General features: G+C 64.5%; 19 protein-coding genes and 1 tRNA gene. 8 read left to right on the forward strand and 12 right to left on the reverse strand.

The genetic code is table 11. The features are described 5' to 3' along the window. Position 1: 1 nt before the first annotated feature. The gene (locus tag LPW26_RS11555; RefSeq protein WP_238735288.1) at positions 2–805 is read right to left on the reverse strand and encodes an ABC transporter ATP-binding protein; all 804 of its coding nucleotides are present in this window, start codon (positions 803–805) and stop codon (positions 2–4) included. A 14-nt stretch (positions 806–819) separates the two neighbouring features. After that, positions 820–1,842, reverse strand: a complete 1,023-nt coding sequence (locus LPW26_RS11560) for an ABC transporter substrate-binding protein (protein ID WP_238735289.1) — start codon at positions 1,840–1,842, stop codon at positions 820–822. A gap of 163 nt (positions 1,843–2,005) precedes the next feature. On the opposite strand from LPW26_RS11560, the gene LPW26_RS11565 reads away from it, so the two are divergent. Both LPW26_RS11565 and LPW26_RS11570 read left to right on the forward strand, forming a co-directional pair. Next, positions 2,006–2,809, forward strand: a complete 804-nt coding sequence (locus tag LPW26_RS11565) for an SDR family NAD(P)-dependent oxidoreductase (RefSeq protein WP_238735291.1) — start codon at positions 2,006–2,008, stop codon at positions 2,807–2,809. A gap of 169 nt (positions 2,810–2,978) precedes the next feature. Continuing rightward, positions 2,979–3,167 (forward strand): hypothetical protein, encoded by a 189-nt coding sequence (locus LPW26_RS11570; protein ID WP_238735293.1) that lies wholly within the window; start codon positions 2,979–2,981, stop codon positions 3,165–3,167. Between the two features lie 223 nt (positions 3,168–3,390). On the opposite strand, the gene LPW26_RS11575 is transcribed toward LPW26_RS11570, so the two are convergent. The 4 genes from LPW26_RS11575 to mnmA all read right to left on the reverse strand — a co-directional run bounded on the left by LPW26_RS11575 (position 3,391) and on the right by mnmA (position 5,816). Further along, positions 3,391–3,467: transfer RNA gene (locus LPW26_RS11575), tRNA-Met, on the reverse strand. A 110-nt stretch (positions 3,468–3,577) separates the two neighbouring features. Beyond that, positions 3,578–3,922, reverse strand: coding sequence for a hypothetical protein (locus LPW26_RS11580; protein ID WP_238735295.1), 345 nt, complete (start codon positions 3,920–3,922; stop codon positions 3,578–3,580). A 41-nt stretch (positions 3,923–3,963) separates the two neighbouring features. Beyond that, positions 3,964–4,602, reverse strand: coding sequence for a class I SAM-dependent methyltransferase (locus LPW26_RS11585; protein WP_054160726.1), 639 nt, complete (start codon positions 4,600–4,602; stop codon positions 3,964–3,966). A 17-nt stretch (positions 4,603–4,619) separates the two neighbouring features. After that, positions 4,620–5,816 carry a tRNA 2-thiouridine(34) synthase MnmA gene (mnmA, locus tag LPW26_RS11590; protein ID WP_238735298.1) on the reverse strand — a complete coding sequence of 399 codons (1,197 nt, stop codon included), beginning with the start codon at positions 5,814–5,816 and terminating at the stop codon, positions 4,620–4,622. Positions 5,817–6,134: 318 nt separating this feature from the next. Between mnmA and LPW26_RS11595 the strand changes: the two genes are divergently transcribed. Both LPW26_RS11595 and LPW26_RS11600 read left to right on the forward strand, forming a co-directional pair. Then, the gene (locus LPW26_RS11595; protein ID WP_238735300.1) at positions 6,135–7,646 is read left to right on the forward strand and encodes a flagellar hook-length control protein FliK; all 1,512 of its coding nucleotides are present in this window, start codon (positions 6,135–6,137) and stop codon (positions 7,644–7,646) included. Positions 7,647–7,656: 10 nt separating this feature from the next. Further along, entirely contained in the window at positions 7,657–8,352 is a 696-nt protein-coding gene (locus LPW26_RS11600; protein WP_238735301.1) for a flagellar hook assembly protein FlgD, read from the forward strand. 5 nt (positions 8,353–8,357) lie between these two features. Here LPW26_RS11600 and LPW26_RS11605 read toward each other — a convergent pair whose 3' ends face one another. Continuing rightward, positions 8,358–9,176 carry a lytic murein transglycosylase gene (locus LPW26_RS11605; protein WP_238735303.1) on the reverse strand — a complete coding sequence of 273 codons (819 nt, stop codon included), beginning with the start codon at positions 9,174–9,176 and terminating at the stop codon, positions 8,358–8,360. Between the two features lie 240 nt (positions 9,177–9,416). Here LPW26_RS11605 and LPW26_RS11610 point away from each other — a divergent pair, with 240 nt between their 5' ends. Then, positions 9,417–9,767: a hypothetical protein gene (locus LPW26_RS11610; RefSeq protein ID WP_238735305.1), complete on the forward strand. Its 351-nt coding sequence runs from the start codon at positions 9,417–9,419 to the stop codon at positions 9,765–9,767. 169 nt (positions 9,768–9,936) lie between these two features. Here the strand turns inward: LPW26_RS11610 and LPW26_RS11615 are convergent, their stop codons facing one another. Continuing rightward, positions 9,937–10,500 carry a type 1 glutamine amidotransferase domain-containing protein gene (locus LPW26_RS11615; protein ID WP_238735306.1) on the reverse strand — a complete coding sequence of 188 codons (564 nt, stop codon included), beginning with the start codon at positions 10,498–10,500 and terminating at the stop codon, positions 9,937–9,939. Positions 10,501–10,734: 234 nt separating this feature from the next. Continuing rightward, positions 10,735–11,082 carry a cupin domain-containing protein gene (locus LPW26_RS11620; protein ID WP_238735308.1) on the reverse strand — a complete coding sequence of 116 codons (348 nt, stop codon included), beginning with the start codon at positions 11,080–11,082 and terminating at the stop codon, positions 10,735–10,737. 347 nt (positions 11,083–11,429) lie between these two features. On the opposite strand from LPW26_RS11620, the gene LPW26_RS11625 reads away from it, so the two are divergent. Then, positions 11,430–12,545 (forward strand): beta-ketoacyl-ACP synthase III, encoded by a 1,116-nt coding sequence (locus LPW26_RS11625; protein ID WP_238735310.1) that lies wholly within the window; start codon positions 11,430–11,432, stop codon positions 12,543–12,545. A 1,041-nt stretch (positions 12,546–13,586) separates the two neighbouring features. Here the strand turns inward: LPW26_RS11625 and LPW26_RS11630 are convergent. Further along, entirely contained in the window at positions 13,587–14,552 is a 966-nt protein-coding gene (locus LPW26_RS11630) for a reverse transcriptase family protein (RefSeq protein ID WP_238735311.1), read from the reverse strand. A gap of 13 nt (positions 14,553–14,565) precedes the next feature. Continuing rightward, positions 14,566–14,877: a helix-turn-helix domain-containing protein gene (locus LPW26_RS11635; RefSeq protein ID WP_238735326.1), complete on the reverse strand. Its 312-nt coding sequence runs from the start codon at positions 14,875–14,877 to the stop codon at positions 14,566–14,568. Positions 14,878–16,126: 1,249 nt separating this feature from the next. Between LPW26_RS11635 and LPW26_RS11640 the strand changes: the two genes are divergently transcribed. Further along, on the forward strand, positions 16,127–16,417 hold the full coding sequence (locus tag LPW26_RS11640) for a type II toxin-antitoxin system RelE/ParE family toxin (protein ID WP_238735313.1): 291 nt from the start codon (positions 16,127–16,129) through the stop codon (positions 16,415–16,417). A 45-nt stretch (positions 16,418–16,462) separates the two neighbouring features. Further along, positions 16,463–16,750 (forward strand): HigA family addiction module antitoxin, encoded by a 288-nt coding sequence (locus LPW26_RS11645; protein WP_406677428.1) that lies wholly within the window; start codon positions 16,463–16,465, stop codon positions 16,748–16,750. A 215-nt stretch (positions 16,751–16,965) separates the two neighbouring features. Here the strand turns inward: LPW26_RS11645 and LPW26_RS11650 are convergent, their stop codons facing one another. Next, on the reverse strand, positions 16,966–17,340 hold the full coding sequence (locus tag LPW26_RS11650; RefSeq protein ID WP_238735317.1) for a hypothetical protein: 375 nt from the start codon (positions 17,338–17,340) through the stop codon (positions 16,966–16,968). Positions 17,341–17,534 lie beyond the last annotated feature (194 nt).

The following is a 17,534-nucleotide window of genomic DNA, read 5'->3' on the forward strand; positions in this document are numbered from 1 at the left end:
CCTACTCCTTGATGACGCCGCGCGCGAGAAACACCTCGAGAATCTCGTGGCTGTAGCGCGCGAACTCGGCGGATTCCCGCATCGCGAGGGTTCGCGGCCGCGGCAGGTCAATATCGATGATGCGGTCGATCTTTCCCGGGCGCGGCGTCATCACCACGACGCGATCCGACAGAAACACCGCTTCGGCGATGCTGTGGGTGATGAACAGCACCGCCGTCGAGCGCTCGCTGCAGATCCGCTGCAGGTCGAGCACCAGTTGATCGCGGGTCAGCGAGTCGAGCGCGCCGAACGGTTCGTCCATTAACAGATGCGGCGGGTCGTGGATCAGCGCGCGGCAGATCGAAACGCGCTGCTTCATGCCCCCCGACAGAGAGCCGGGATATTTGTTCTCAAAGCCGCCGAGGCCGACGGCGGCGAGCAGCTCCCGCGCGCGCTTCTCCGCGACCTTCATGTCCATCTTGCGCGCGACCGCCTGCAACATCACGTTCTGCAGCGCGGTCCGCCATTCCAGCAGCACATGGTTCTGAAACACGATGCCGAGGTCGGTGCGGGGCCCGTCGACCAGCTTGTCGTCGACCAGCACCCGCCCCTCCGACCGCGACGCGAGACCGGCCGCGATCATCAGCAAGGTGCTTTTGCCGCAACCGCTCGGCCCGACGATCGAGACGAACTCGCCGCGTCGCTGCTGCAGCGAGACGCGATCGAGCGCCCGTACCGGCCCGTCGTCGCTCGCATAGACCTTGCTGAGGTTGTCGACCTCGAGATAGGGGGTGGTGTGCGATGGCGGTGCGACAGCGATGTTCACGAAACCCGTCTCCGTCAGGCGTTCTGCGGCGGCACGAATTCGGGCTCCGTCGGCACGAACTCGTTGGTATAGAGCTGCGACGGATCGAGATCGGTGGTCACGCCGCCATAGGCCTTGAGCGTTTCCACCGTCGCCCTCCAATCCTCCGGCGCAATCCATCCCAGCGGCTTGTCTTTCGTGGTCGGCGTCACCCAGGTCCGCCAGGACAATTCCGCTTCCCGCTTAGTGATCGCAGGATCGCTGGCTTCCTGATACTTCTTGATGATCTGAGCCGTCTCGTCGAGATTCTGTCGGCCATACAGAAAACCCTTCAAGGTCGCCCGGACGAAGGCGGCGACCAGCGGCTTGTCTGACAGCGTATCCTGATGGACGATAATGCCGTTACTTACTGCGTTAACGCCGTGATCGGCGTACCAGAACGTTCGCGCCTTCTTGTTGCCGCGGATCTCGATGCTCGGAACCCAGCCTTGGGCGAAGCCGGCGATTGCATCGACCTTGCCCGAGATCAGCGCCGGCACTGCGCCCGCAGCATCGACATTGATGACCTTGATCTGTGACAGCTGCAGCCCCGCGCCATTGACGAAGGCCGGCCATTGCTGAAATTGCGCGGAGCCGGTCGGAATGCCGATGCTCTTGCCGATCAGATCTTTCGGCTGTTGGATCGAGGATTCGTCGAGCACGATCACGGCCGTCGGCGTGCGACGGAACACCGCGCCGACCATCGTCAGGCGCATGCCCTTGGAGACGCTATTGCCGACCACGAATCCGTCCGCGAAGCCGAACATCGACGCCTTGTTCGCCACGATCTGTGCGGTTCCGCCCGAGCCCTTGCCTTGACTCAGCGCGACGTCGAGACCCGCCTCGGCGTAGAAACCCTTTTCTTTCGCGACTGCGAAGCCGCAATTCGGCCCCTGATGCAGCCAGTCGGTCAGGCACGTTACCGGGCGCAGCGTCTGTGCGCGAAGAATGCCGGGCGCGGCCATCGTCGTACCTGCCGCAAGCGCCAAAAAGCCGCGGCGCGTAGTATCCATCGGCATCGACATCCCTCCCTCGACAAAACATTTGCAAAATTTCCCCCGATCGCGAATGAATGTCAATATTAACTAACTAGTCAGTGCACATTCGACCTGCATAGCCTGCTCAATTGTGCAGCGGCTTGCCGAGCGATGATGCACACAGGACCTGTCAGGTAGGATGGAGATGGATACTTCGCTGGACGGACGAGTCGCTCTCATCACCGGGGCGGGACGCGGCATCGGCGCCGCCATCGCAAGCCGGCTCGCGGATGCAGGCGCGCTGGTGTATCTCGCCGACAAGGATCCCGCGCGTGCAGAAACTCAGACCGCCGAGATCAGCGCACGCGGCGGCAAAGCACGCTCCGCAATGCTCGATGTCTGCGACGCTGATCGCTGGCAGGCCGTCGTCTCGGACATCGAACGAAGCACCGGCCGCCTCGACATCCTCGTCAACAATGCCGGTCTTGCGGTCTCCAAATCCGTCGAAGACACCACGGTCGACGATTGGCGCCTGCTGATGCGGATCAACCTGGAGGGTCCGTTCGTGGGGACCAAAGCGGTTCTGCCGCTGATGAAAACGACCGCGCTCCAGACACCGTTCGGCGGCTCGATCGTCAATGTCAGTTCGATTTCCGGCATCGTCGGCACGGCGAATCTGTCGTGCTACGCAGCGACCAAAGGCGGCCTTCGTTACTTCAGCAGGAGCGCGGCGCTGGAATTCGCCAGGGCCGGATATCGCATCCGCGTCAATACGATTCATCCGGGACTGACCGAGGGCGCGTCCTCGACCGTGCTGTTCGAGGGCAGCGTCGCATCCGGCGCCTGCGCCGACCTCGAAGAAGCCGAGCGGATGTGGACCAGCCGTTATCCGGTCAACCGCATGGCCCGCCCGATCGACATCGCCGCGGGCGTTCTGTTTCTGGCCAGCGACGACTCGAATTTCATGACCGGCACCGAACTGATCATGGACGGCGGCCTGACTGCGTGATCCAAACTTGAGGCAGATGTCGAGCGCGATGACACCCTTGTGCAATTAGCAAACTTGTTGCGCTTTGCATGGCCAACTGTCTACGTCCGCTCTGCGAGCTCGATCAGTCGAGCAAATCTACGGTCTCATCCAGAACACTCACCCTGTGAACTGGACGCGTTGGCGCGACATGGTCGTCGCCAATGACAAGGGGCACGCTGCCGCCTTGCGCGAGTTCGGGGCGAGCCCGAGCGACATTCGTTCCATTGGCGACGCTGACCGGGCGGCACAGGGGATCAGCGAGGAGATCGAGCAGAAGTCGCGTCGCGCTGTTGCGAATGGACGCATGGTCGGAACGTTCCGGCTGCGCCGACGGTGACACTGGTCGCGGCCTCGATCACGCGAGTAACGCCGGCTGCAGGGTTGACTGTGCCCGCAGGAACGGCGCCGTTGGCGGGCACATCCGCGGCAGCGATCCACATCGACCCGCACATCAGCCGACCTCCAAAATCAGCGGCGGATCGCCGCTGAGCTTCGGCATCCGCAGTACGGTCCCGAAGCCCACCAGCGAGGAGAGTAATTTCAGGAACTTACGGGGAATTTGGTAGCGGGAGAGGGACTCGAACCCCCGACCCCAGGATTATGATTCCCGTGCTCTAACCAGCTGAGCTACCCCGCCACAGCGAACCTGCGGTGTCGTGAACGACACCGGTGCGAACGCGCGGCGATATAAAGAGCCGGGCGCCTCGCTGTCAAGCAATCGCAGCCCGCTTGTTGCCGCGCAGATCCTTATTTCGGTTGGACATTCTGATCGCCGCCCGGCGAGCCCGGTGGCGGAATCACACGCATCGTTCCGATGTTCGGCGGCGGCGCGTGCATTTCGGGGTCAACGCCGGCGGGCGGGCACAGCACCCCGTCAGAACGAGCCAGCTTATCGCCGAGCGGCTCCTGGGTCTGGCCGGTTGTGGCTCCAGGTGCCGCGGGATTGGGGGGATTCATCCGAGCTGCGCCCGGCGGACATTGTGTGGCTTGCGCTGGAGCCGGGACGGCGGGCGTCTTGGGCGGAGCCTGCGCCAGCGCCGGAGCTGACGCCAGCACCGCACAGCCGATTGCGAGTGCGATTTTCCTGGTCATGCACGACAACCATTCGGCCGTCGCGCAGTTCCGAATTCGGCTTAGAGCTTGCGATAGCGGATCAGCGAGAAATGCCCCATCGGCGGCATCGGACGCCGCTCGGCGAGTTCCACCCCGCCGTGGCGCTTGGCCCAGTTCACCAGCCGCGCCCACGGAAACTCAGGACGCCAGCCGAGCCGTCGAGCCAGCGGCGCGAACGCGAGCTCGAACACTTTGCGCGGCCCGCTTTCGGCGCCAATATGATTCACCAGGATCAGCTCGCCGCCCGGCTTCAGCACACGGACGAAATCGTCGAGCGTCGCTTCCGGATCCGGCACCGCGGTGATCACGTATTGCGCCACGACCGCATCGAAGAAGCCGTCGGGGAACGCAAGGTTCTTCGCGTCCATCACGGCCAGCGTCTCGACATTCGTGAGATTCAGCGTGCGGACGCGCTCGTGCGCGCGGCGCAGCATCGGCTCGGAAATATCGACGCCGCACAGCTTCGTGGTCGGCGAGTAATCCGACAGCGACAGACCGGTGCCGACGCCAACGTCGAGCACGCGGCCGCCGATCGCATCCGCCACCGCGATGGTCGATTGCCGCCCGCTGTCGAACACCTTGCCGAACACCATGTCGTAGATCGGCGCCCAGCGCGCATACGCCTTGGCGACGCCTGCGCGATCGATATCGTTCCCCATGCCCTGCCCCGAAACCCCTAGCCGCGTATCGCCGCAAGCGCCGGCGAAATAGCGGCTTCGCGCGCGCTGTCTCCGACCGCGCGCGGCGCGGCGCTCTTGATGAACCCGCCACCGAGCACGCGCGCCTGACCTTCGGCCGCGTCGTAGAATACACAGGCCTGTCCGGGCGAGACGCCTTCTTCGCCCGCGACCAGCTCGACTTCGTAGCCGCCCTGGACTGCGCGCAGCCACGCCGGCTGCGGCGCCCGGGTCGAGCGCACGCGCACGAACAGTTCGAGGCCGTCGCCGATCGCCTGATCGAGCGCACCGTCGCCGATCCAATTGACGTCGCGCAGCACAATTCGCTCCATCCGCAGCGCCTCGCGCGGACCAACCACGACGCGCCGGGTGGCGGCATCGAGACGCAGCACATACAACGGCGCGCGCGACGCGATGCCGAGCCCGCGGCGCTGGCCGACGGTGAAATGCACAATGCCCGGATGGCTGCCGAGCACGCGGCCGTTGAGGTCGACGATGTCGCCCGGCTCCAATGCGTTCGGCTTCAGCCGCTCGACGATATCGGTGTAGCGGCCCGTCGGCACGAAACAGATGTCCTGGCTATCGTGCTTGTCGGCGACCGACAGGCCGGACTGCCGCGCCAGCTCGCGGGTCTGCGGCTTGGTCATGTCGCCGAGCGGGAAGCGCAGGAAGTCGAGCTGCTCGCGGGTGGTGGCGAACAGGAAGTAACTTTGGTCGCGGTCGCGATCGGCAGCGCAGATCAGCGCGCGCGAGCCGTCCGGCAGACGGCGCGACGATACATAGTGACCGGTCGCCAGCGCCGAAGCGCCGAGTTCGCGCGCGGTGGCCAGCAGATCGCGAAACTTCACCGAACGATTGCATTCGATGCACGGCACCGGCGTTTCGCCCGAGGCGTAGCTGTCGGCAAAGCTGTCGATCACCGACTCGCGGAACTTGCTTTCATAATCGAGCACGTAGTGCGGAATGCCGATGCGCTCGGCCACCATGCGGGCGTCGTGGATGTCCTGGCCGGCGCAGCAGGCGCCCTTGCGGTGCATCGCGGCGCCGTGGTCGTAGAGCTGCAGGGTGATGCCGACGACGTCATAGCCCTGCGACTTCAGCAGCGCGGCAGTGGCGGAGGAATCCACCCCGCCAGACATCGCAACCACCACGCGGGTATCCTGCGGGCGGCCTTCCAGATCCAGGCTATTGAGCATGCTGTCAGTCATACGCTGCGGTCGCGCGGCGTGCCGCAGCGACCATTCCTTCCGCCTGTTCCGGAGGTGGTGAAGCCGGACTCCGCAAACCTCGATGGTGCCGGCCTTTAATATAGGTGGCCTTCCAGAGGCGCAATGCGCCGGCTCGGCGATTGCGGTCTGGCTGGGGCAATTCTTGCCGGGCCGGCAGAAAGCGCGTGGCGCGGCGGCCACGACAGGCCCCCATCCAAGTCGTATCCGACTGAATCTATTTAACTATTTCTTGCCGCGCCGGCTGGCCCGCTCCTTGCTGAGAGAAACGCGGAACAGTGTGAGAGCATGCCTGTGTTGAACGCCCCTTCGGAGATCGCCTCGACTGCACCGGCCACGGCGCGCCCTGCGGCGCGGCAGGATCGTGCGCCATCGGAGAGCTTTGCTTCGCTGGTCGACAGCAACACCGAAGCGGCGAGTGCACCACCGACTCCGGCTGCGGACGCTCGCTCCACGAGCGGCGCTGACAATCGCGCGCCCCCCTCCCGCCGCAGTGCTTCGGCCGACCAGAGCGGCCCGCGTGACCGCAACAACGACAACACCGCCGCCCAGCCGGCACAGAACGAGCCACCGAGCACACCTACCCCGCCTCAGAAGATCGCCAACGAAGCCAAAGCCGTGCAGAGCGATGATAGCAAGCCGGCCGAAGGCGCCAAATCCGGTGACAACAAAGATGGCTCGGACGCCAAGGCGGTCGATTCGGCCCAGCCGGGCGACGCCACCGCCGCCGTTGCCCAAGTGGTCATCCCTGCCGTCATCGTCCCCGCCCCTGCAACAACGACGCTCCCGGGCGCGGCGGGCGTTCCGACCGAGGCGGGAGCTGACGCAGCCGTCGACAGCGGGCCGCTCACCATTGCCACGGCTGCCGCTTTGAAGGTGCAGGAAACCATCGCGGATCTGGCGGCGACCAGCCAACCGGCCGAAGCTGGCACGGCCGCGGCGACGACGGCAACCGGCGTCGCCGCCGATCCCAGGCTGGCCATGCTGGCGGCCGCCCCGAACGCCGGCAAGACGGCCGAGGTCACGCCGGAGGCGAGCCCGGCAGGCACCATCACGGCCCCGGCGAGCGCGGAGGCAGCTCCTGCGCCCGCCGCGGCGTCCAGCGCGGCGCTCGGCCAGGCGCACGCCGAAGCCGCGAAGCCGCAGGACGAGCAGGCGAATACGACGGCGAGCACAGGCGACGCAGTCGAACAGGTCGACGCTCAGCCGAAGCCCGCCACCCATCAGCATCATGCCGAGGCGCTGCCCCAAACCGCGCCGGAGCCGAGCATGCTGCAGCCGCACGTGCAGGCCGCCCAGCAGCCACACACCTCCACCCTCACCCAGCAGACCGCCTCGGCGCCGCAGCTCACCGCCGCGCTCGCCACCAACGTGCCGGTCGCGGTGCAGGACCTCGCGGTTACGATCGCGGCGCGGGCCAATGCCGGTGCCAGCCGTTTCGATATCCGGCTGGATCCCGCGGAACTCGGCCGCATCGATGTCCGCATTGAGGTCGACCGCCATGGCCAGGTGACGTCGCATCTGACGGTCGAGAAGCCGGAGACGCTGGCGATGCTGCGGCAGGACCAGACCCAGTTGCAGCGGGCGCTCGATAATGCCGGGCTCAAGACCGGCGACAGCGGCTTGCAGTTCAGCCTGCGTGATCAATCGTCGTCCGGTCAGCAGGGACAACAGCAGGACAGCGGCCGTCATGCGCAGCGGCTGGTGATCCGGGACGAAGAACTGCCGCCGGCGGTGACCGCTGGACGCAGCTACGGCCGCATGCTCGGTTCGAGCGGCGGCGTCGATATCAGAATTTGAGGAGTTCGCTATGTCTGTCGATTCAACCACTGCTGCCGCGCCGGTCTCGGCACCGAATGCGAACTACACGGCGACCAGCGGCAGCTCGTCGTCCACGTCGTCGGGGATTGCGGATAATTTTCAGACGTTCCTGACGCTGCTCACCACGCAGCTCCAGAACCAGAACCCGATGGATCCGCTCGACACCAATCAGTTCACCCAGCAGCTGGTGCAGTTCGCCGGAGTCGAGCAGCAGCTCAAGGGCAATGAAACGCTGGCGTCGCTGCTGAAACTGCAGACCACGGCGCAGGCGTCGCAGGCGATCAATTTCGTCGGCGCCAATGCGGTGGTCGACGGCAGCAAGTCACATTACGACGGCAAGACCGCCGGCTGGTCGCTGACGACGGAGAAGCCGGTCAGCGCCCAGGTTTCGATCCAGAGCTCGACCGGGCAGACCGTATACACCGGCAAGTTCACCCTCAACGCCGGAGCCAACCAGGGCTTCACCTGGGACGGCCGCGGCAATGACGGCACGCAATGGCCCGAAGGGGACTACACGCTGACGGTCAATGCGACCGACGCGGCGGGCCAGACCGCGACCGTCTCGACACAGATCCAGGGCACCATCAACTCCGTCGATCTGACGAAGTCGCCGCCGCTGCTGTCGATCGGCGGCCAGACCTTCACGCTCGATCAGATCAAGAAGGTGGTGCAGGCCGCCAATTAACAGGCTTACTGCCCCGCCAACTGATCGGCGAAATAAGCGATCGTCTTGCGATACACCAGCGCGCGATTCCATTCGCGCATCGCCTCGAAATTCGGCGTGCCTTCCTCATAGGAGCCGCCGGCGCGCCAGCCGTTGGTCTTCAGCAGATTGGCGGTCGAGGCCAGCACGTCAGGAATGCTGTGGCGCAGATCGACGTGGCCGTTGCCGTCGAAATCGACGCCGTATTTGATGTAGGACGACGGCAGGAACTGGGTCTGGCCGAGTTCGCCCGCATAGGCGCCGACCATGTCGCGCAGCGGCAGGTCACCCCGCTGCACGATCTTCAACGCCGCCAGCAGTTCGCCCTGAAACAGCTCGGTGCGACGGCAGTCGTGCGCCATGGTGGCGAGCACGCGGAACACCGGCAGCTTGCCCATGTCGCCTTTGCCGAAATCCGATTCCAGGCCCCAGATCGCCACCAGGATTTGCGGCGGCACGCCGAAGCGCTGCTCGATCCGCGACAGCAGCGAGGCGTGACGCAGCATCATCGCCTTGCCGGTCTTGATCCGGCCGGGGCCGACCCGGGTCGAGACATATTGCTCGAAAGTCTTGTTGAAGGTGCCGCGCTGACGGCGGTCGAACGCCAGCACCGCCGGATCGGGCGTGACGCCGCCGAGCGCCTGCGCGATGACGTCCTGCGAGATACCCGCCTGTGACGCCTCCGCCGAGATGCTGGAAACGAAGGTATTGAAGTCACCTCCGCAGCGCGCAGCCTGGGCGGGAGCGGCGGCGAACAACGCGATGACGGCGGCGCAGGTGGCGAGGGCAGGACGCAAATTGACCATCTGACGCTGTTCTCCGACCGGAAGGGATTATTCAGGATGCGTGTGAATGCGGGATTGCTATCACAATGCGGCAAATCTAGCATTTCCGCAGCGGCGTTGCGAGACGCGCAGCGGACGCCCATATCTGGGAAACCACTGTGACGACAACAACAATGTGACGACAACAACATGATCAGCGGATGAACGGCAGGCCCGCTGGTGATCAGGACGTCCCGCCTGTCCAGCAATGAGGATCGCATCATGTCCCGGACGCTTCTGCGGCAGCCGCTGTTCCGGCTTCTGGCCATCAATCTCGGCGCGGGCGTGTGTCTTGCCGTGCTGCTGCTCGGCGGGCTGCTGTGGATCAACCCCGGCCATTTGCGCGACCTGATCGTCGCGGACGCGTCGCCGGGCACCGCGTTCGGCCTGCTGCTGTTCGGCTTCGTCGTCACCTTCGGCAGCGCCGCGATGGGCTCCGCCATTATGGCGATGGGTACCGATCGAGGCGATCGCGGTACGCGCCTGCCGGGGGGTCTGATCCACGGCGCGCAGCCGATCCCGGTGCGCGTGGAGAGCGCGGCGCAGCTGCGGCGGCGCCGGCTGCGGGGCTGAGGCGCGGCAGGCAGCAAATTGCCGAAGCCGCACATGACCACGCCCGTCATTGCGAGCCACCGGGTCGGCGCTCCGCGCCGCCCGATGGCAGGCTCCGCGAAGCAATCCAGCCGCGAGCACTGAGCTGGATTGCTTCGTCGCTGCGCTCCTCGCAATGAGCGGCACGGAGCTAGGCCGCCTTGCGCTGATGCTTGCCCTCTCGGATTTCCTCGATGATCTTGGCCGAGAAATCCTCGAGGTCGCCCGGGTTGCGCGAGGTGATGACGCCGTTGTCGGTTACCACTGACGAATCCTCCCACTTTGCACCGGCGTTGATCACGTCCTGCTTGATCGAGTTGTAGGACGTCATCTTGCGGCCCTTGGCGATGCCGGTCTCGATCAGCAGCCACGGCGCATGGCAGACGGCCGCCACGGTTTTGCCGGCATCGAAGAACGACTTGATCAGCTTCAGCGCATCGGGATTGACGCGCAGCAGATCCGGATTGATCTGTCCGCCCGGTAGCACGATCGCGTCGTAGTCGTCAGCCTTGGCCGACGAAAGCGCCTTGTCGACCTTGACCGGCCGGCCCCAGTCCTTGCCGTCCCATCCCTTGATCTCGCCCTGCTCCGGCGAAACGATATCGACCTGCGCGCCAGCCGCTTTCAGCCGATCGCGCGGGGTTTCGAGTTCCGATTGCTCGAAGCCGTGCGTGGCGAGAATGAGAACGCGCTTGCCATCGAGTTGGCCTGCCATGGTGAAAACTCCGTGTTTGGTTATCCGATGCCCCCTCCCCTGACTGCCTAATCGCTTCCGGAAGTGATCGTTCCGGGGTGGAGAATGTGGCCGGGGTGATGCACGGATTATAATCCTTTTAGGAATTTTGTCGAGAGCGACGAGGAGCTTTCGCGTGACGCGTGCCGCCGAATGACAGGCTTGTGTGTGCGGGTCCTGGATTTCGCTTCGCTGCATCCAGGCTACGGCTACGGGCTACGGGCTGGGGAGGGCTTCGCCGCACCCTGGCCAGAACACGGCGAGCCACACTGTCGGCTGACCTGGCGCCGTGGCGTCGACGCGGTGGCGGCAGTGGGCGGGCAGGTCGACCCAGACGCCGGGGGTGAGGACCACGTCGCGGCCGTCGTCGAACCGCAGGGTGGCGGCGCCGGACAGCAGCACGACGAATTCGTCTTCGGCCTGGTCGTACCAGAAATCCTCCGGGCTCGACTGGCCGAACGAGACGATGCGCTCGATGCGGACGCCGCCGCGGGCCAGCAGCGTGTCGAGGGACTCGTCCGGGCCGAGGGGCGGCAGCGGCTGCAGCAGATGTCCGGTTTGCATGGGCGACACTCCTCGCATGTGATCGGCTGCGGCCGGCCCATCGGGCCGGCCATCAGACCACAAACCCGCCGCGCCGACCCCGCAGTGCAGCGCATTTTAGCGCCTGTTTGGCGGGCAATTGGCTTGTGTTTCGCCGCAGGCCGTTTCATACCGCATCGGCCCGCGCCGGCCAGAACGCCCGCGCGCCTTGCCCGGCGGCCTCGCTCGACCAACGGACGATCCGGCCGCTGCCGCCTTTTGTCCGGCGTCAAAGAAGACGACGGCCGTTCGGCGTCGGATCCCGGCGGGGCGCGACGGATGGCTTTGGGCCGGCGGTCCTCACTCAGCCATCGTGACCGGAGCTTTCCGTGCGTCCTGCCGTCATTGCCGCGACCGGCCTCTACACCCCGCCCGACAGCGTTTCCAATGCGGAACTGGTCGAGGCGTTCAACAGCTACGTGGCGAACTTCAACGCGGCGCATGCCGACGCGATCGCGGCCGGCACCACCCAGCCGTTGCAGCCGTCGTCGTCCGAATTCATCGAGAAGGCGTCGGGCATCAAGTCGCGCTACGTCGTCGCCAAGCCCGGCATCATCGATCCGCAGATCATGCGGCCGGTGATCCCGGAGCGGCCGAACGAGGAGATCTCGATCCTCGCCGAGATCGCCGTCAAGGCTGCCGAAGAAGCGATCGAGCGCTGGGGCAAGCCGCGCGAAAAGATCGGTGCAGTGCTGTGCGCCTGCTCCAACATGCAGCGCGCCTATCCGGCGATGGCGATCGAGGTGCAGAACGCGCTCGGGCTCGGCGGCTTCGCGTTCGACATGAACGTCGCCTGCTCGTCGGCGACGTTCGGGCTGAAGACCGCGGCGGATTTCGTCGGCGGCGGCTCGGTCGACGCGGTGCTGATGGTCAATCCGGAGATCTGCTCCGGCCATCTCAACTTCCGCGACCGCGACAGCCACTTCATCTTCGGCGACGTCGCCACCGCGGCGATCGTCGAGCGCGCCGACGATGCGCAGGGAGGCTGGGACATCCTCGGCACCCGGCTGAAGACGCAGTTTTCCAACAACATCCGCAACAATTCCGGCTTCCTCAACCGCGCCGCGCCGGAAGGCCGCGACACTATCGACAAGCTGTTCGTCCAGCAGGGCCGCAAGGTGTTCAAGGAAGTGGTGCCGATGGTCTCCGACATGATCATCGAGCACGCCCGCGAACTCGGCATCGATCCGCACGCGCTGAAGCGGATGTGGCTGCATCAGGCCAACATCAACATGAACGAGATCATCGGCCGCAAGGTGCTGGGCCGCGATCCGACGCCGCAGGAGAACGTGATCATCCTCGACGATTACGCCAACACCTCGTCGGCCGGCTCGATCATCGCGTTTCACAAGACCTCGGACGACCTCGCGCAGGGCGACCTCGGGCTGATCTGCTCGTTCGGCGCCGGCTACTCGGCCGGCACGGTGTTCGTGAAGAAGCGCTGAGCGACGCGCCGGCCGCATCCATTGCTCACAACGGGAGGCCCGGCACCGCGCCGCGAGGCCGGGCAAGCGGACCAGCCGCGCGGGCGCAGCGGCCACCGCCGCGGCGGGGCCGCCGATCAGCCCGGGCGATCGCATCCGCCCGGTGGCGGAGATGATGTGCCCGACCTTCAAGCGCTGAAAATTCGGATCGCGGTTCTGCATGGTCGTCACCATCGATCCTCCTTGGTTGCGATCCGGAGCCGTCGCCGAAAGGGCGGCTCGGCCGCGGCGTCGATGAAGGCTGGCTTGGCGGAGATGGGAGCGGTGGCTGGAGCGGGCGGTGTGCGCCGGACATGCGTCATCGCCCCTGTTGTTTGGACGGCGCGGGGGCGCCGATGGTTCTTGCGCGAATGGGCCGCCTGCCCCTTCGCCGCGCCAAAAACGAGGGCGCGCGGAACGCCGGACGCAGGGTGCGTCCGCAGCCTCATGCGCAAAAGTAAAAAGCGCATGAGTTAGAAACTACGAAAGCACCGAGACGTCCGGCGTTCCGCACGCGGTGAGGCTTCCGGCTTGCTTCGTGCTCTCCCCGGTGGCGATTGATACGCTTGGGTTCGTCACCGTCGGGACTGAGCTGTTCGGAAGACCAGAGGTCTGAACCGGTTGTTTCCTGCGTCCGGTCGGCGCGCAGGCGCTCCATCCCTTGACGCCAGCGACGGGCGTCAGGACCACACGACTTGGGCCGGCGCGCAAAGGCGATGCAAGTGGGGCGCATCTCCGCCCCGGCCCGCACCGCACAGCGTCGTCGTCATGCGCGTGAGGTCAGCGGCTCCATAGACCTCGAGGCCAAGCCCTGCGGACTTACTGCCTCGCGGCCCCCAACCGCCTTCCCACCGCGCCGACGCTGCCGCGTCCACCGCACCCCGCCCCGCGCCTCAAGACGATCGCGAGCCGCCCCTCGTTAGTGAAGCGGGATGGATAGGAATATATACGAGATAGGAATTTTGTCAAGATGTTGCGTTGCGGATTTATGCCCTACATCCGCCTTTTCGGACCGCAGCAGGCTCAGCCCACCACGCAAGCAGGCTCGGCACACACCGGCCGTCGAGCGGTTAGTAGCACATCCGCATAATCCGCACGCAGGGTGGCCACGCGAGCCTTGTAGATAGGCTCAATTTGAGCGGCGGCTTCGAGGCGTCCTATCAGTGGATTGAGGGCCTTTAATTTTTCGCTCTGTGTAGACGCACTCGCCAGCGCGTCGAAGCCATTCTTGATCTTCAGATGTAGCCTATTTGGAACGCGCGGCCCAGATACAGTGTTGCAAACGCCCGTTATAACCTTTGGCTGAGCGGAGCTAAAGGCATGAGCCTTGTGAGAGCGCAGGCCATGCCGTGCAATGATTTTTTTCACCTCGTACAGGGTACTCTTGTCTGCGCCAGGACCGCTGAGCGCCATGTCATCGACATAACAGGTCATCTTGAGACCACGAGCCTTAGCGAATTCATGCACCTCATCGAACAAGGCCTCATAGGAATAGTAGGCGAGGATCGGGCTAGCCGCACTGCCTGTTGCCAGGTGACCGTCGTATGTAAGCAGGTCAGCCAGGATACCTGCGACGTCTACGCGGCACTTCAATTGCCGATGAAAGAAATTGTAGACCGCAACCCGGGGGATGGACGGAAAAAAATTCTTAATATCGACCTTTACAGTCGGATGATTGGGATCGTGAGCTTGAGCGTTACCAACGTAGGATCGACCTTTGACTGCAGAGTAAAGATAGTCGGGTGCCATCACTCTTGAGAGCAGGGTATGTACGCGAGAGTGAATGCGTTGCAACTGTCGCTTAGGCTCTTGAATGATCCGGACCTTACCGTTATTGCCGACAAGAGGAAAAACGCGAAAATTTCCATCATCCTTCGTCAATTCCTGAAGCGTCGCCACCGTAAGCTTGTTCGCATCCGTTGAAAGGCGAGCGGCCAGAATGGCAGGCGATGGGATCGCGCTTAACCAACAGTCAGAGATTTCGAGCACCGGACGTCGCATTTCAGCGAACACACGATTCGTCGCGAGTGGTCTCTTCGAGCCACTCCAGCATCTTCATTACCTTGTCCGCTGCAAATACGCGCGACCTCTCTGTAAAACTCGAACTATCAGACTGTTCGGCAAATAACAGCAATGATGAGACCGGGATCTTAAAATGTGCGGCGTACCTCTCAAGCACATCGATACTTGGTCGTTTGCCTCCCGACTTCTCAAGTTCAGACACGAACGAACGCGAAAGTTTGAGCGCGTCAGCAAGCTCAGCCTGCGACAATCGATGATACTGGCGTATAAGCTTTAAAGCCCGATCATACATGATACTCACTCAATCCTTCGAGAATTGGGAAAAATTGCTTAGAGATCGCCTACGGCCAGTCCCAGAGCCTCGCCAAGCGCACGATCAATGAGATCAAACGCAGGGAGAAAAGGAACGTCTGTCTGGACACAAGGTTGCGGCCGACGGCCTTGGCCTTCTTCCAAAGTGCAGAACGCTTCCGGTCGTGTCGGGGTGGATCGCTGGTATCTACCATTGATCATCCTCCTGTTCCCCAGCAGCGGAATTGCCACTGGTGCCTTTGAACAGCAGGCATCTCGACCGAAAGGACCTCTAAGCTTCCCAGCGCGCACCGAGCCTTATCGGTGCGCGCCTATGGCCGACGTGCGTCGCGACGGGCGACATGTGCCGGTCATTGGAGGGCTCCTAAGAACCCCGAGGGCGATGTTACTCACCCGGTTTTGGAGGCATGACTGCAACACCCAACGACCCTGAACATACACGAGTCGTCGCCACACGCAATCGAAATTCGCTAGAAGCGAACAAATTACTCTTCGAGAGACGTTTTGTCGCTGGCAGCCCGGGGGCCGGATTAGCCGAAGGCATGATCCGCCGCAGCCGATGATGTGGGTTACGGCTTCGCCTAACCCACCCTACGACGCTTACTCCGCAGCCACGCGGGACAATTCGCCTGCGTCCGGGGGTTCGATAGTGAGCTGGGCCGGGTCGAGATCGAAGCCGCCCGGCCAAGTCAGCCCGTAGGGCGGATTAGCCGAAGGCGTAATCCGCCGCGAAGAGAAGATGGTGGGTTACGGCTTCGCCTAACCCACCCTACGGCGCTTACTCTGCGGCCACGCGGGACAGCGAGCGTAGCCCGGATGGAGCGAAGCGCAATCCGGGGGCTGCTGCAAGTCCCGGATTGCGCTTCGCTTCATCCGGGCTACGGACCACTTCGCGGCGACACCAGTCGGTTCGCCTCGTGCTCTGACGCGCGGGGCAGCCTTTCGGGCTGTTATCACTGCGCAGGCGAGGATCTATGCGCCGCAACGTCTCGGCGAAGGCGATGAGGGCGAGGCTGGTCGTCAAAGCCGTCAGGCCAGGGGGTATGGGTCCCCGCCTGCGCGGGGACGACGGGGTGCGAGGCCGGGCGGGTAAGCCGAAAGCGTGATCCCGCGCGGTGAGCGAATCGCAGGCTCCGGCTGCGCCGTCGACAGATCGCAGCTCAGATCCACTGGTCCGGATGTAAAGCGTCGCTTTACAGGCGACGGCGGCATCCTGTATCTTGCGCTCCATGAGAATTCGGAACGTCCTGCACAAAGGGCTCCGGCGCCTCATCGAAGAGGATGACGCCGGAGGGATTCAGGCGGCCATCGCGGACAAGCTCCGCCGCATGATTTCGTTTCTGCAGGACATGGAGCGGGAAGACGAACTCCGAACCGTGCCGAGCTGGAAGGCGCACAAGCTCACCGGCGATCGCAGGGGGACATGGAGCCTGTTCGTCACCAAGAACTGGCGGCTGACCTTCCGGATCGACAAGGACGGGATAGAGATCATCGACCTCGACTACGAAGACTATCACTAGGACGCTTTGATGAAACGGACGACGCGCGCGAACACGGATCTTCGGATGAAAAGCCCGGTCCACCCTGGCGGCTTCGTCAGGCACGAGATCATCGACCCGCTCGGGCTGTCGGTCACCGGGGCCGCCAAGGTTCTCGGCGTCACGCGCCCGGCGCTGTCGGCGGTTCTGAACGAGCGCTCCTCGCTCTCGTCCGAGATGGCGCTGCGGATCGAAAAGGCGTTCGGCGTGTCGATGGACACCTTGATGCGTATGCAGAACAGTTTCGACATCGCGCAGGCGCGTAAGCGCTCCGGCGAGATCAAGATCGCGCGCTACGCCGGCGCGGCGGAATAGCAGCTCCGGAGGGCGCATAGGCCGAAGGCGTCATCCGCCGCGATTGAAGATGGTGGGTTACGGCTTCGCCTAACCCACCCTACGACACAACGCCGCTTACTTCGACGCGACGCACTGCGGCTGCGCCCGAGCCTGCGGAGTCAGTGCTCGCGTCGCCCTCACCCCAACCCTCTCCCGCAAGCGGGAGAGGGGGCGCGCTGTGGCGCGTGGGGGCGTTAGGCCGTGCGGGGTTTGGCCTTGATGCGCTTGATCTCGCGCATTTGCGCCGAGAAATCTTCCAGCGCCGCGAGCGCGTTGTCGCTGAGGCCGTCGCGGGGAAATTCTTTCACCAGCACGTCAAGCGCGTCGCCGATGCGTCCGAGCTGGCGGCCGTAGGAGCCGACCTCGTCGAGGATCTGCGCCTCGGTCTGCGGCGCCGAGGAGCGGCCGAGATTGATCGACAGCAGGCTGAACTGATTGCCGAACACGCTGGTGAACCAGCGCCACGGATTGATCACCTGCGCGACGCCGCCGGAGAACGGCGCGGCGCCGCCGGCGGCGGACGGCAGGTCGGTTTCAGTGAATGACACGGGCGCGAGCATCTGGGCCATGGAGGTCTCCTGCAATGAGGTTGGTGAGGACAATCGCCGCGATGATAGCGCCAAAGCAGCCGGCGCGGCGTCCGGTTGTGCACGGGCAAGCTGGGGCGGCGGGGGCGGCTCCTGCTCCCTCCCCCCTTGCGGGGAGGGGTCGGGGGGGGGGGGGGGGGGGGGGGGGGGGGGCCCCCCCCCCCCCCCCCCCCCCG

This window comes from Rhodopseudomonas infernalis (assembly GCF_022271405.1).
Taxonomy (GTDB): domain Bacteria; phylum Pseudomonadota; class Alphaproteobacteria; order Rhizobiales; family Xanthobacteraceae; genus Rhodopseudomonas; species Rhodopseudomonas infernalis.

Coding starts and splice junctions, on each gene's coding strand:
- LPW26_RS11570 (WP_238735293.1), top strand. CDS start 2,979: ATGGTCGTCGCCAATGACAAGGGGCACGCTGCCGCCTTGCGCGAGTTC.
- LPW26_RS11615 (WP_238735306.1), bottom strand. CDS start 10,500: ATGGCAGGCCAACTCGATGGCAAGCGCGTTCTCATTCTCGCCACGCAC.
- LPW26_RS11605 (WP_238735303.1), bottom strand. CDS start 9,176: ATGGTCAATTTGCGTCCTGCCCTCGCCACCTGCGCCGCCGTCATCGCG.
- LPW26_RS11585 (WP_054160726.1), bottom strand. CDS start 4,602: ATGGGGAACGATATCGATCGCGCAGGCGTCGCCAAGGCGTATGCGCGC.
- LPW26_RS11565 (WP_238735291.1), top strand. CDS start 2,006: ATGGATACTTCGCTGGACGGACGAGTCGCTCTCATCACCGGGGCGGGA.
- mnmA (WP_238735298.1), bottom strand. CDS start 5,816: ATGCTCAATAGCCTGGATCTGGAAGGCCGCCCGCAGGATACCCGCGTG.
- LPW26_RS11620 (WP_238735308.1), bottom strand. CDS start 11,082: ATGCAAACCGGACATCTGCTGCAGCCGCTGCCGCCCCTCGGCCCGGAC.
- LPW26_RS11600 (WP_238735301.1), top strand. CDS start 7,657: ATGTCTGTCGATTCAACCACTGCTGCCGCGCCGGTCTCGGCACCGAAT.
- LPW26_RS11580 (WP_238735295.1), bottom strand. CDS start 3,922: ATGACCAGGAAAATCGCACTCGCAATCGGCTGTGCGGTGCTGGCGTCA.
- LPW26_RS11595 (WP_238735300.1), top strand. CDS start 6,135: ATGCCTGTGTTGAACGCCCCTTCGGAGATCGCCTCGACTGCACCGGCC.
- LPW26_RS11645 (WP_406677428.1), top strand. CDS start 16,463: ATGAAAAGCCCGGTCCACCCTGGCGGCTTCGTCAGGCACGAGATCATC.
- LPW26_RS11635 (WP_238735326.1), bottom strand. CDS start 14,877: ATGTATGATCGGGCTTTAAAGCTTATACGCCAGTATCATCGATTGTCG.
- LPW26_RS11650 (WP_238735317.1), bottom strand. CDS start 17,340: ATGGCCCAGATGCTCGCGCCCGTGTCATTCACTGAAACCGACCTGCCG.
- LPW26_RS11560 (WP_238735289.1), bottom strand. CDS start 1,842: ATGCCGATGGATACTACGCGCCGCGGCTTTTTGGCGCTTGCGGCAGGT.
- LPW26_RS11640 (WP_238735313.1), top strand. CDS start 16,127: ATGAGAATTCGGAACGTCCTGCACAAAGGGCTCCGGCGCCTCATCGAA.
- LPW26_RS11610 (WP_238735305.1), top strand. CDS start 9,417: ATGTCCCGGACGCTTCTGCGGCAGCCGCTGTTCCGGCTTCTGGCCATC.